This window comes from Bacillus sp. JZ105, from assembly GCF_053903125.1.
Map to the genome: position 1 here is coordinate 2,036,323 of NZ_CP096387.1, position 13,098 is coordinate 2,049,420.

Consider the following 13,098-nt stretch of genomic DNA (forward strand, 5'->3'; position numbering starts at 1 on the left):
GATGATGTCCCTCCTTTTTCTGATTAAAAAAGTGTATCATGTTTTCGCCCATTTGAACATCCTTATGCTAGCTTCGGTTCAGCGTTTTGATGTCCTTGATGATGTCATCATAAGGTGTGTTTTGCACGCCATCATAATTTTTCATCACTTTCCCATCTTGATTGACAAGAAAAAACAGGGACTGATGAATCACTTGGTCTTCATCTTCAGGTTTTTTTACAATGGTTTTAAAGCTTTTCATTGCGAATTTTTCAATTTCTGACTGTGAATACCCAGTGAGAAAATCCCAATTTTTAAAGGACAATGGATAGGCTTTTGCAAATTCCTTTAACTTTTTCGGTGAATCGACCTCTGGGTCCACGCTAAAGGAAATGATATGCGCATCCAATTTTTCTTCTTTTAACCGTTTTTGCAGCTCTGTCATATGAGCGGTCATCGGCGGACAAATCGTTTCACAGCTTGTGAAAATAAAATCAGCGACCCATACTTTCCCCTTCAAATCATCCAATGACACCTTTTGGCCATCTTGGTTTTCAAACTCAAACGGCTCTATTTGATAATTTAAAGCATCCTTGATTTGTCCATTTGAACATGAGACTAAAAGAAGCACGCTTATCATCATAAGCGCACCAAGTAAGGCTCTCCTTTTTCTATCCATGATATGTCCATCCCCTTTTTCTATCAATCGGTATAAAAAGTAAAGCCTATTGCGCCCTTTCCAGTATGACACGAAATAATCGGTGTTGTGTAGGCGATGTCAATCAGTGCTTCAGGTGTGTGATCAAGCAGCGCTTTTTTTAGCTTTTCAGCGAGTTCTAATGCATCAGCATGTGCGATCCCAATGGCTTGAACTGTTTTTCCCTTCACCGCCTGTACATACTGTTTTGTCAGATGGCGGACAAGCGCAGAGTAGCTTCTCACATTCGCTTCTGGCGTATATACCCCGTCTGTTAAGCTGGCAATAGGTTTGATGTGAAGAAGTGAGCCGATCAGCGCCTTTCCTCTTCCAATTCTGCCGCCTTTGACGAGATTTTCTAATGTATCGATCGTGACATATAGCTTTGTTTGATGACGGATTTTATCTAATTCTGTGATAATATCTTCACGGCTTGCACCCTTTTTGGCTAGTTCTGCTGCTTTGATGACTTGAAATCCTAATCCATAGGAAATAAAATTCGAATCAATCACCGTGATATTTCCATCTACCATTTTCGAAGCGCTTTCAGCAGTTTGAACCGTACCACTCATTCCACCAGTTAAATGGATACTGATCACTTCACTTCCATCTGCCGTCAGCTTTTCATATAATTCGACGAATTGACCGATCGCAGGTTGAGACGTTTTCGGCAGTTCCTCAGCGGCCTCCATTTTTTCAATAAATTCATCTGGCTGTATATTCACTCGGTCAATATAATCAACTCCAGAAATGGAGATATTGAGCGGAATCACGTGAATGGAAAGATCATTGATTTTTTCTTGCGGAAGGTCCACAGTTGAATCTGTTACAATTTTAATTTGTTTCACTATCGTCTCATCCTTGCTGTCTTAGTCTTTACTTATGATATTACCTTATTTCCTGCACACTTGAAAACAACTGACCTAACGTTTTTGAAATTGTCACATTTTCTTCTTGTCACGAAAAAAATCCTTGCCAAAATGAGCAGCAGCCATTTCAAAATGGCGGCTTGCCCCTTTTGACAAAGATTCCTGCTTACGCATTGTGTTTCAGTGTAGGCTCCTGATAGATCTGTTCATATGTGCTCCACTTGACGTTACGTTTCACATCCTCTCTGAAAGAGTACACAGCTCTCTTTCCTTTAGATACATAGACTTTTTTCAAGAAAGCTTCAAGTCTAAAGGTGAGCATGAAACGATACGTCTCATCTCCCTTTAGAACAGGGACTTCTGTTACCTTGATCTGAGCTCCATCCATCCGTCTAAAACATATTGTTTTGAGCAGCACAAACGATCAATCCTCTTTTCCAATTATCTGTTAAGCCTAAATAAATAGGTGGAATAAATCTTGATCTTTATTCACTTCAACATAGTGGAAGCCTTTTTTATCCATCCGCTCAATCAGCGCCGCATAGTCATCTCTTTCTTTCAATTCGATGCCAACAAGCGCAGGACCTTTGCTTCGGTTATTCTTTTTCGTATATTCAAAGCGTGAGATATCATCATTTGGCCCTAACACTTCATCTAAAAATTCACGAAGCGCTCCTGCTCTTTGCGGAAAATTGACAATAAAGTAATGTTGAAGCCCTTCATAGATCATCGAGCGTTCTTTGATTTCCTGCATTCTGCCGATGTCATTATTGCCTCCACTGACAATACAGACAACATTTTTTCCTTTGATCTCCTCGCGATGAGCATCTAATGCTGCGATCGGCAATGCGCCTGCCGGTTCTGCTACAATCGCACATTGATTATACAGCTCTAAAATCGTTGTACATACTTTCCCTTCTGGTACAAGACTGATTTTATCGACAACAGACTGAAGCGATGTAAACGTCTTTTCGCCAATCCGCTGAACCGCTGCTCCGTCTACAAACTTATCAATCGAATCAAGTGTCACAACCTTGCCCTTCTCATGCGAGGCATGCAGTGAAGCTGCGCCAAGCGGTTCGACTGCAATGATTTCGGTTTCTGGTGAGATATTTTTGATATATGTACCAACACCAGATAACAGACCTCCACCTCCGACACTTGCAAATAAAAAGTGAGGCTCCACTTCGATATCATTTAAGATTTCGACAGCAGTCGTCCCTTGTCCTGCCATCACATCCAGATCATCAAACGGATGGATAAATTCGCGCTTCTCTTCATCTCCGCATTTTACGGCTTCATGATACGAATCATCAAACGTATCTCCGGTTAAGATAATTTCAACATACTCTTTTCCGAACAGCTCCACTTGTGATACTTTTTGTCTCGGCGTCGTAGCAGGCATAAAGATTTTCCCGTGGATGCCTAAATATTTACAAGAATAGGCAACCCCCTGCGCGTGATTTCCAGCACTTGCACAGACAATGCCATTTTCTAGTTTATTTTTTGGAAGCTGGCTCATTTTATTAAAAGCGCCTCTTAATTTAAAGGAACGAACTACTTGAAGATCCTCTCTTTTTAAGTAGACATTGCATTCATATCGTTCAGAAAGTCGCTCATTTTTTTGAAGTGGTGTATGAATGACTACATCCTTCAAATTTTGATGGGCTTTTAAGATGTCTTTCACTTGAATTAGCGTATTTTCTTTGAGCAACGGTTTCATGTACAAGATCCTTTCTCTTTAACCTTATTTAATTTGTCATTATAACATGAATATTCAAAAAATAAACCAATAGATCATGGATCCATCATAAATTTTATAAACTTTTTCATTTTCCTGTACATTTGTTTTAATTGGGTGTTACAATTGAACCAATTAGAACCACAAAGAAAGGAATCACCCCATGGCCACTCAATCGTTCGCGTCTATCTATGGAGATCATCAAGATATTAAACATGCAATTCATCTGGCAAAACAATTTTCGAAAAACGAGCAGCCGGTCTTGATAACAGGAGACATCGGCACAGGCAAAACGAAATTCGCCCAAGAAATGGCGAACGCATCACTGACACACATGTATTGCCCCATCTTGAATGAAGAAACCTTACAGAAAGCCTTCACAGAAAAAAACAATCAAATTCTTTATTTAGATGAAATCAGTGCATTAAGTATTTCTATGCAGCACAAGGTCATTCACTTTCTAGAAACGTCACCTGCAACAAAAGTAATCGCTTCTTCGACTTTATCAATAGAGGCACTCAGGGTTTCTTCTGCCTTTTTACCCGAGCTGTTTTATCGTCTGAATGTTCTTCATTTGGCTCTTCCACCTTTAGCCGAACGAAAAACAGACATTCCTGTGTTAACAAATGCTTTCTTTCAAGAGCTGAACATGGCTCCTGACATTGATCCAAGTGTTTGGGAAGCCTTGCAGCAGTATCCATTTGAAGGAAATGTGCAAGAGCTCAAAAATATCGTTCATTATGCTGCTGCCATACTCGAGGGCCACACGGTATTTTTACATCATTTACCGCCCTTTGTGTTAGCACCCCTTCCCTCAGCCGTGAAAGGGAAAAAGGAAGAACACCAGCTCACACTAATGGAAAAACAAGAGTTTGTTTTCTTGCTGGAAGCCATTAAATCTCTCAATGAAAAAGGAGAAGCAGCCAGCAGGCGCATCTTGTCTGAATTAAGCAAACAAGGAGACATCCCGCTGACCCCTCAGCAGGTGCGAAACCGGTTAGATGATCTTGAGAAAAAAGCATACGTGACGAAAGGAAAAGGCAGGGCCGGAACGAAGATTACACTTGAAGGTCTTTCATTCCTGAAGTCGCTTGATGGTTATATACCGGTTCAATAAAAGGAGGACATCCATTGTTTACTGTAAAAGAAGAAATTGCAAACGCCATTACACATGGCATTGGTGTTATTTTATCCATTCCAGCTATTGTGTTTCTCGTCTTATTCGCTGTTCAATACGGCACCGTCACAGACATTATCAGCTTTTCGATATTTGGTGCATCCATGCTGCTGCTCTATTTAAGCTCAACCCTGCTTCATAGCATTCGGCACCAAAAAACAAAAGATATTTTTGAAATCCTCGACCATTCGGCTATTTATGTATTGATTGCTGGTACATATACACCCTTTTTACTTGGACCACTAAAAGGTGCACTGGGTTATACACTCCTTGCGATTGTATGGGCGCTTGCTGCTGGTGGGATTGTCTTTAAAATCTTTTTCGTCAAACGCTTTATTATCGTATCTACCCTTGTCTATTTATTAATGGGCTGGATGATCATCATTGCCATCAAACCGCTTTATATCCAATTAACAGGTGCAGGATTTGGCCTCTTACTGTTAGGCGGCATTTTATATTCAGTCGGAACCATCTTTTATATTTGGCGGAAAATCCCCTATCATCATGCGATTTGGCACAGCTTTGTTCTCGGCGGCAGCGCCTCGATGTTCTTCTGCATTTTATTCTATTGTGTGAACGTTCCTGCTGCATAGAAAAAACCAGCATCCACTATTCGGATGCTGGTTTTTTCTATGCACGCTTTTGTGCGTAATCACTGATCATGACAGGAGCTTTAATATGAATATCAACATTAACAGGGCGCAGTCTTTTCACGATCTTCCCCGTTAAAAGACGATCCGTTCCACTCGTTTCAATCGGTACAAGCGGACAATCGTATTCTTCAGCAAGCGCCTCTGCAATGTGACGATATGCTTCTGAAAGCAAGATACTCTGCCCAGACATGATTCTTTCCTTTGCTTCTTCTAATAAGACCTCATCCGTTTGATTCTGATGAATGACCGCCATTTTTTTGAGCCATTGTTTTATAATCGGATACCGAAAGAGCTTCGGCTTTGCCATAAAAGCAAATGGCTTCTCAAGGTGGCCGATCAATAATGTCGTTGTGACTGGATTCAGCTCTTTTGTGACATAAATAACCGGGCCATCTGGCAGCTTCTTTTGCTGATGAATGGTCATGACTGATCCTGATTGGTCAATACATCCCCGGGCAAATCTTTTTGCATGCTCATGAATGAGATGCATTCGTTTCGTATAGGAAATGCGTGGATCCGTTAATTCATGATCGTACAAATGCCTCATACTTTTTAAAAAGGATACAACAACATACATCGTTAAAAACCAATAACGAAACAACCGTACTCCTCCTACTCACTTATCCTTTTTTGTCATAGACGACAAATTCATAATTGTAGGGGTTCTTTTCGTCACGATGGCCTTTTTCGCGTGATACAATCGTCCATTCATCTTCATTGTAATACGGGAAATAGCGGTCTCCTTCAAACGCATGGTGAATGTGCGTGATATAGAGACGATCCGCATATGGCATCATTTCTTCATACAGCTTAGACCCGCCAATGATAAATAACTCTGTCTCGCTTTCCCCAATTGCCAAAATATCAGCAATTGAATGAACAACCTCGCATCCTTCTGCTTTAAATGAAGAACTTGTAGTCAGCACAATATTTCGGCGGTTAGGCAGCGCTCGTCCAATGGATTCAAAGGTTTTTCTGCCCATGACAACCGTATGACCGCCTGTGACTTTTTTAAAATACGCTAAATCTGCTGGTAAATGCCAAGGCATTTGATTATCTTGACCAATGACTCTGTCTTCTCCTGTCGCCGCAATCATGGAAATCATACACTGACTTCTCCTTTAATATGCGGATGCGGATCATAGTTCTCAAGCACAAAATCATCAAAGGTAAAATCAAAAATGCTTTTTACATCTCTTGTAATGCGAAGCGTAGGCAGCGTGCGTTCCTCGCGCTCTAGCTGCATTTTCACCTGTGGAAGATGATTTTGGTAAATATGAGCATCTCCGAGTGTATGAATAAACTCTCCTGGCTCAAGATTTGTGACTTTGGCAATCATCATCGTTAGAAGAGCATATGAAGCGATATTAAATGGCACGCCTAAAAAGATATCTGCCGATCTTTGATATAGCTGGCAGGAAAGCTTCCCGTTTGATACGTAAAATTGAAACAGACAATGACAAGGAGGCAGCGCCATTTGATCAATTTCCCCCGGGTTCCAAGCACTGACGATCAGTCGTCTTGAATTCGGGTTGTGCTCAATATCATGAATCAGCTTTGCGATCTGATCCACTGTCTCGCCGTCTCCGCTCGCCCATGATCTCCACTGCGCCCCGTATACACGGCCCAGCTCTCCATTTTCATCTGCCCATTCGTTCCAAATCCGGACACCATTTTCTTGAAGATATTTGACATTTGTATCACCTTTTAAAAACCAAAGCAACTCATGAATGATTGATTTCAGGTGTAATTTCTTTGTGGTTAAAAGAGGAAACCCTTCCTGTAAATCAAATCTCATCTGGTAACCGAACGTGCTGATTGTACCTGTACCCGTTCTGTCACCTTTTTCATCCCCGTGCTGTAATACATGACGGCATAACTCTTTGTATTGTTTCATTTTTTTCATCCTTTATTTATGTTCTTGTTGTAGTTTACCTTATTTCGGCTTTTCTTGAAACCAAAAAAACATGCCTGCATGATGAGCAGACATGTTTTTCTTTTTATGCTTGATTCACTCGTTCCTGCTCTTCATCCTTAATATCTTGGTGTGAGTGAGCAATGCGGCTTGCAGCTGCTGCGGCAAGTGCAGCGACTAGGTCATCAAGGAAAGTATGTACTTCCCCTGGACGGCCTTCATCTAATTCACGAATAATACCAAATTTCTCTTTATCTAAATAACCGAAGTTGGTCAAACCGATTGATCCATATACATTGACAATGGAAAGCGGAATAATCTCATCAATTCCATATAGCGGCTCATCTGTTTCAACTAAGTGCTGTAAAGGTTCTGGCAAAAGCTTTTTTTCTGCCAGCTGATCAAGGGCAAGTCCTGTTAAAACTGCATGGACAATTTCTCTTTTATTCAGCACTTTTTCAACATTTTCAATACAGACACTAAGTGGAAGGTTTGGATGATATTTTTCTTGGAGCTTCAGCACAATGTGTGCGATATCTTCAATTTTCACTCCGCGATCGTTTAACATTTGTTTTGTAATCTGCACCATTTCGTTCATTGTATATTTTTTCAATTGGCATGACATCTCCTTCTAGTGGCTCATCCAGCTCGGTGGGGTGTTTTTATCCCAGTAAATATTACCGAGTTCATGATGCGTCTGGAATCCATCTTCTGCTGTATGGTAATGAAAGTTAAACCAATATCCGCTGTGAGGCGGCTGATCTCTTCTGACATGAAAACGGAGCAAATCTTCTCCAGTCTTACGGTTGTAAATGTGGAAGATTTTTTCGCCATTTCCGCTTGAAGGCTGATCAGTTATCACAACATCTTGAAATTTTTCGTCATCTTTGAAATTTGTTAAATAGTCGGTTAACACTTGTTCAATCTTCGGCTGAATTTCTTCTCTGTACTCGTCCTCAATGACAGGTGTGATTTTACGGCCAAATTTGAGAAAGGATTGATTTTCTGCACTTGACAGCACCTCTTGCTTAAATTGCTCAAAGGGGTCTATCTGCTCTTTGCTTTCCTCTTGCGTTCGTTCCCAGCTGCGCAATTCATCTGATGTATCATAAACAGCTGTATAAGGTGTTTTATCAGATGAAGAAAGTTCAGAGGGCTTGTCTGTCATCAAAGCCGACGGAGGAGAGACTAAACCAAAAGTTGCAATCGTAAAGAGCACAACAAGCGTTTTTCTCATCCACATCTTCATGATATCTAATTCCTTCCATAAGTTATCATACTGCTATTCTAGCATATAATGAATTTTCAGTCATTCAATTTGGTCATCGATTTGAGACTTTCTTTTTCATAATAAAACGTTTACAATGGCAGTAAGGGCGACTAAAATTTGGGAGGAATGGGTATGCTTGAAGGGTTTTTTATTACGGCTTCCTTGCTGACGTTATTTTATTTTGTCTATATGGAAATTACAGATTAAAAGCCCTGAATAAGGGCTTTTTTAGATGCTTGACAAGGAATTAAAAAGAATTGTCTGACACCTGAACCTTTAGCGAGGGCTTTTTTCTTTCTCAATATATCCATAATGAAATTGGGCTGTTTTTCGTTTTAAAACGTGAAATTGATAGGAATCTGCTAGAAATCGGGTGCTTTTCCAATGATCTTTTAAAACCACTCTTTTTCTCGCCACTCGCAGTGCTTCTAGGACGGCTGTTTCGTGGTCAAAGTAGTGCTCTGCCGCATGACGGAGCGGGGCAATACTTGCAGATTCTTGAATCGTCTCCTCAAACATCGGATCAAAATAGACGACATCAATTGATTCATCAGAGAGCTTTTGTAGCTGCTCGATACTGTCTCCACTTACAACAGATATCCGTTTCATCGCTTCATCTGCCTCTCTTACCCCAGTCTCCCATGTGTTTAATCCTTCTCGCACTAGCAATGCTGTCATGGGATTCTTCTCGATACCAATGACTCTTCCATTCGGACCTACTCTCATGCTGGCTGTAATGGCATCTGATCCTAGGCCAAGTGTACAATCTAAAAAGGAATCACCCGGCTGAAGCTGCGTGGCTTCGATTAAAGGATCCTTTTCTCCGCGCATAAGCCGCTTCACCCTGAACATCGCTGAGCTTGGATGGAAGAAGAACTTTTCACCATTTGGCTGATACCATTCAAATCTTTCTTTCCCCACAACAAGGACGTCTCCTCGTTTCATCGCAAGCTGCTTGACGGATTGTTTGCGCCTTTCTACATACTCACCATGTAAATCCTCTGCAAGGGCTTTTGCAGTTTCAATTGTTTGTTCATTTGCTCTAAAGCTTGTTGTGATAAGCATGCGGTTCCTCCATCATGATCAAGAAAAAATGCCCTGATTTGAACACAGGACATTTCAACATGTGTATTAGCAATGTTTTTCGAATGCAGATAAGACGTTGTGCATGATGTCTTCCATTTCATGACCTTCAATTTCGTCACGCGGAATAAAATGAACGAGTTCATTTCCTTTTAAAAGTGCCATAGATGGAGACGATGGCTCTTCCCCTGTGAAGTATTCTCTCATTTTTGCTGTTGCTTCCCTGTCCTGACCAGCAAACACTGTGACAATTCGATCTGGTGTTTTTTCTGCCTTCATCACAGCTTGTGTAGCAGCTGGGCGTGCTAAGCCGGCAGCGCACCCGCATACAGAATTGACAACGACAAATGTCGTTCCTTCTGCTTCTTGCATCGTTTGTTCTACTTCTTCTTCCGTTGTTAGTTCTTGAAACCCTGCACTTGTCAGCTCTTGACGCATCGGTACAACGAGCTGGCGCATGTATTCTTCATATGCCATTGACATAAAAAAGCCCCCTCTATAATCCTTATGTTGTGAATAAAGGATACTATAGAGAGAGCCAATTTTCAAATGTTCGATATCAGATTAAATTTTCATGATTCCGCCTGTATTGGCTGATGTCACAAGTTTTGAATATCTAGCAAGATAACCCGTTTTTACTTTTGGCTCAAAGCCTTTCCAGTTTGCTTTTCTTCTTTCCCATTCTTCCTCTGGAACATCTACGCTTAAAATGCGCTGTTCGATATCGACAATGACATGGTCACCATTTTCAACAAAGGCAAGCGGGCCGCCTTCAGCTGCCTCTGGAGAGACGTGTCCAATAGACAATCCGCGAGAAGCGCCGGAAAAACGTCCATCTGTAATTAAAGCAACCTTTGGTCCAAGACCCATGCCGACGATTTGTGAAGTAGGTGCAAGCATTTCAGGCATGCCAGGTCCGCCTTTAGGTCCTTCGTAGCGAATGATGACAACATGTCCTGCTTCTACTTTTCTATTAATGATACCTTCAAGAGCTTCTTCTTGGGATTCAAATACGATGGCAGGTCCCTCGTGGCGTGTGATCCCGTCTTGTACTCCGCCCGTTTTAATGATGGCTCCATCTGGCGCAAGGTTTCCAAATAAAACGGCTAAGCCGCCTTTTTCAGTAAATGGCTTGTCAATTGGATAAATGACGTTATAATCTTTTACCTCATGCCCCGCAATGTTCTCGCCAAGCGTTTTCGCAGTGACGGTCATTGTATCTAAATGAAGAGCTCCTTCTTTTTTAGACAATTCATTTAGTGCCGCTGTAACACCGCCTGCTTCATGTAAATCCTCAATATAAACATCTGAAGCTGGAGCAAGTTTTGATAAATGAGGCACACGTTCTGCTACTTCATTGATGCGTTCAAGTGAATATTCAACACCTGCTTCATTCGCAATCGCCAATGTGTGAAGAACGGTATTGGTTGAACCACCAAGTGCCATATCTAATGCAAATGCATTATCAATTGCTTTTTCAGTGACAATATCACGTGGTTTAATATCTTTTTTGATGAGCTCCATGAGTTGTTTTGCAGACTTCTTCGCAAATTCTCTTCGTTCTGGTGATGTCGCCAAAATCGTTCCATTTCCAGGAAGAGCAATCCCGAGTGCTTCCGCTAAACAGTTCATTGAGTTAGCTGTAAACATACCTGAACAAGATCCGCACGTTGGACAGCCAAACTGCTCTAATTCATTTAATTCCTCTTCATTGATTTTACCTGACTGGTATGCACCAACGCCTTCAAATACAGAAGAAAGCGAAATTTTTCTGCCATCACTTGTTCTACCCGCTTCCATCGGTCCGCCGCTCACAAAGACAGTCGGGATATTCACGCGCATCGCTGCCATCATCATTCCTGGTGTGATTTTATCGCAGTTAGGAATACAAACCATTCCATCAAACCAATGAGCAGATACAACGGTTTCCACAGAGTCCGCAATGATTTCACGGCTTGGCAATGAATATCTCATTCCGATATGACCCATGGCAATTCCATCATCGACGCCAATCGTATTGAATTCAAATGGAACCCCGCCAGCTTCACGAATAGCTTCCTTCACAATCTTCCCGAATTCCTGAAGATGGACATGTCCTGGGACAATATCAATATAGGAATTACATACGGCAATAAATGGCTTGCCGAAATCCTCATCCTTTACCCCCGCCGCTCTTAGTAAGCTTCGGTGAGGTGCTCTGTCGATTCCTTGTTTAATCATATTACTGCGTAGTTCTGCCATCTGTTTAAAAAGCCTCCTATACTACAAGTCTTGTTGACTGCATAATTTTGAGTTGATTTTATTTTACAAATTTTCTGTTTATTTAGCCACCTATGAATGATTGATGACTAACATGGCTGCTGAAGCAAGCGCTCAGCAAGGTTCGTGTCATAAAATCTGACCTCCAATATTCTATATTGGTACTACTATATAGAGTTTTTTCGCATATTTCAACAATATTCAAAATAATTTTTCTAAAAAAATTTTTCTGTCTATCGTTTTTAGAAAAACAAGCTGCTTTTCATTGGCAGCTTGTTCTTCTTTCTCATCATTCTGATGCATTCTTTCTACTTTCTGTCATTTGTTTCCATACTGAGCCTTTTGCTTCTTCTCCATGCTCAATACGCTCAATCGCCATTTTCACTTGAAGACTGACTTCAAACTCAGGGTCTTGCTCTGCTTCTTTTAATGCTTCAAGTGCCGTTTCGTCCCCTTCTTCATAAAGGAACATAGCTGCACGCCAGCGGACGAGCTTACTCGGGTCCTTTAATGCTGCGATCATGGCTTCGATAGCACTTGGGTCCCCAAGGTCAGAAATACAGTCGCCAGCCGTTCTGCGGACCGTCACTGTTTTGTCTTCGAGCCCCTTATATAAAATAGGCAGAATGGCAGGATCTTCAATCATGCCAGCATTCACAACGGCTTGTCTGCGAATAGACGTTTTTGGATCCTCCATTGCTTTCATTAAAACAGGTATGTCCTTTAGCTCTGGCTGCATTTGCTCTAAATGGGCAAAACGTTTTTTCCAATCTTCCTCTTGCAGCATCTCTTCTGTTACATCATATGCCTTTCGGTTCACCTGTCTATCTACAGCTTCCTGACCTTCTTTAACCGCCTCTGTTAAGCGGGCTAAACGCTCGTCATCATAGGCTGCTTGCAGCTCCTCTGTGACTTCCTGACCGATATCAGCAAATTCTCCAAAACGAACGCCGTGTTCTTTCCACACACGTTCAAACACGACATTGTCTGAGCTGCTTCTAAGCTTTAAAATGGCTGCTTGAAAACGTTCAGGCATGCCAAACCGTTCTTCTCTTTCACCGTCTGACAGTTTGACCTGCATTGGAATCCCATTAAACATTTGGACAAACACTTTCACTTCACCAAATGTGTCATCGCCTGACTGAGATCCTTCCTGAAGACCTTCTGTTTCTTGTCCAAAAGCTTCTCTGACCTGTTGTAAAATACCCTGCCAGTCAAACTTTGCATTTCGCTCAACCGCTAAGAAATCTGCAACATGATAAACCCCTTTTACACCTTCAATGCTTAAAATACGCTTGATCATTTCTGGTGCTTCGTCTTTTTGATCCTTTTTGTAGTTGTTGCTTTTACCGCCGGCAAGTGCTTCTGTCAAAATCACCTTCATGGTATTCGGGCTTGGCGTTGGTTCTATTGCTGTTATTTTCATTGATATATCCTCCTTACACACATAAAGAC

Annotated in this window: 15 protein-coding genes; 2 read left to right on the forward strand and 13 right to left on the reverse strand. The window is 41.4% G+C overall.

Going from position 1 to position 13,098, the window contains the following annotated elements; translation table 11 throughout:
* Nucleotides 1–67: 67 nt before the first annotated feature.
* The 4 genes from M1D81_RS10245 to ilvA form a co-directional block, all read right to left on the reverse strand.
* On the reverse strand, nt 68–658 hold the full coding sequence (locus tag M1D81_RS10245) for an SCO family protein (protein WP_456266981.1): 591 nt from the start codon (nt 656–658) through the stop codon (nt 68–70).
* A gap of 23 nt (nt 659–681) precedes the next feature.
* A complete protein-coding gene (locus M1D81_RS10250) occupies nt 682–1,524 on the reverse strand; it encodes a DegV family protein (protein WP_024422727.1) in 843 nt (280 codons plus the stop codon).
* Nucleotides 1,525–1,711: 187 nt separating this feature from the next.
* The gene (locus M1D81_RS10255) at nt 1,712–1,963 is read right to left on the reverse strand and encodes a YpmP family protein (protein WP_024422728.1); all 252 of its coding nucleotides are present in this window, start codon (nt 1,961–1,963) and stop codon (nt 1,712–1,714) included.
* 36 nt (nt 1,964–1,999) lie between these two features.
* A complete protein-coding gene (ilvA, locus tag M1D81_RS10260; protein WP_456267133.1) occupies nt 2,000–3,268 on the reverse strand; it encodes a threonine ammonia-lyase IlvA in 1,269 nt (422 codons plus the stop codon).
* A 181-nt stretch (nt 3,269–3,449) separates the two neighbouring features.
* On the opposite strand from ilvA, the gene M1D81_RS10265 reads away from it, so the two are divergent.
* Complete coding sequence (locus M1D81_RS10265; protein ID WP_456266980.1) at nt 3,450–4,403, forward strand: AAA-type ATPase lid domain-containing protein; 954 nt, start codon at nt 3,450–3,452, stop codon at nt 4,401–4,403.
* Nucleotides 4,404–4,417: 14 nt separating this feature from the next.
* Nucleotides 4,418–5,056 carry a PAQR family membrane homeostasis protein TrhA gene (gene trhA, locus M1D81_RS10270; RefSeq protein ID WP_024422731.1) on the forward strand — a complete coding sequence of 213 codons (639 nt, stop codon included), beginning with the start codon at nt 4,418–4,420 and terminating at the stop codon, nt 5,054–5,056.
* A gap of 37 nt (nt 5,057–5,093) precedes the next feature.
* Here trhA and M1D81_RS10275 read toward each other — a convergent pair whose 3' ends face one another.
* From M1D81_RS10275 to M1D81_RS10315, 9 genes are all read right to left on the reverse strand, one after another.
* Complete coding sequence (locus M1D81_RS10275) at nt 5,094–5,717, reverse strand: lysophospholipid acyltransferase family protein (protein ID WP_456266979.1); 624 nt, start codon at nt 5,715–5,717, stop codon at nt 5,094–5,096.
* A 19-nt stretch (nt 5,718–5,736) separates the two neighbouring features.
* Nucleotides 5,737–6,222 (reverse strand): type 3 dihydrofolate reductase, encoded by a 486-nt coding sequence (folA, locus tag M1D81_RS10280; protein WP_456266978.1) that lies wholly within the window; start codon nt 6,220–6,222, stop codon nt 5,737–5,739.
* A complete protein-coding gene (locus M1D81_RS10285; RefSeq protein ID WP_024422734.1) occupies nt 6,219–7,013 on the reverse strand; it encodes a thymidylate synthase in 795 nt (264 codons plus the stop codon). Before M1D81_RS10285 ends, folA begins: the two co-directional genes overlap by 4 nt.
* A 103-nt stretch (nt 7,014–7,116) precedes the next feature.
* On the reverse strand, nt 7,117–7,644 hold the full coding sequence (locus M1D81_RS10290; RefSeq protein ID WP_024428140.1) for a phosphatidylglycerophosphatase A family protein: 528 nt from the start codon (nt 7,642–7,644) through the stop codon (nt 7,117–7,119).
* 18 nt (nt 7,645–7,662) lie between these two features.
* Nucleotides 7,663–8,280, reverse strand: a complete 618-nt coding sequence (locus M1D81_RS10295; protein WP_456266977.1) for a YpjP family protein — start codon at nt 8,278–8,280, stop codon at nt 7,663–7,665.
* A 297-nt stretch (nt 8,281–8,577) separates the two neighbouring features.
* Nucleotides 8,578–9,366, reverse strand: a complete 789-nt coding sequence (locus M1D81_RS10300) for a class I SAM-dependent methyltransferase (RefSeq protein ID WP_456266976.1) — start codon at nt 9,364–9,366, stop codon at nt 8,578–8,580.
* Nucleotides 9,367–9,432: 66 nt separating this feature from the next.
* Nucleotides 9,433–9,867: a BrxA/BrxB family bacilliredoxin gene (locus M1D81_RS10305; protein ID WP_456266975.1), complete on the reverse strand. Its 435-nt coding sequence runs from the start codon at nt 9,865–9,867 to the stop codon at nt 9,433–9,435.
* An 81-nt stretch (nt 9,868–9,948) separates the two neighbouring features.
* A complete protein-coding gene (gene ilvD, locus M1D81_RS10310) occupies nt 9,949–11,625 on the reverse strand; it encodes a dihydroxy-acid dehydratase (RefSeq protein ID WP_456266974.1) in 1,677 nt (558 codons plus the stop codon).
* A gap of 307 nt (nt 11,626–11,932) precedes the next feature.
* A complete protein-coding gene (locus M1D81_RS10315; protein ID WP_025093098.1) occupies nt 11,933–13,069 on the reverse strand; it encodes a conserved virulence factor C family protein in 1,137 nt (378 codons plus the stop codon).
* Nucleotides 13,070–13,098: the final 29 nt, after the last annotated feature.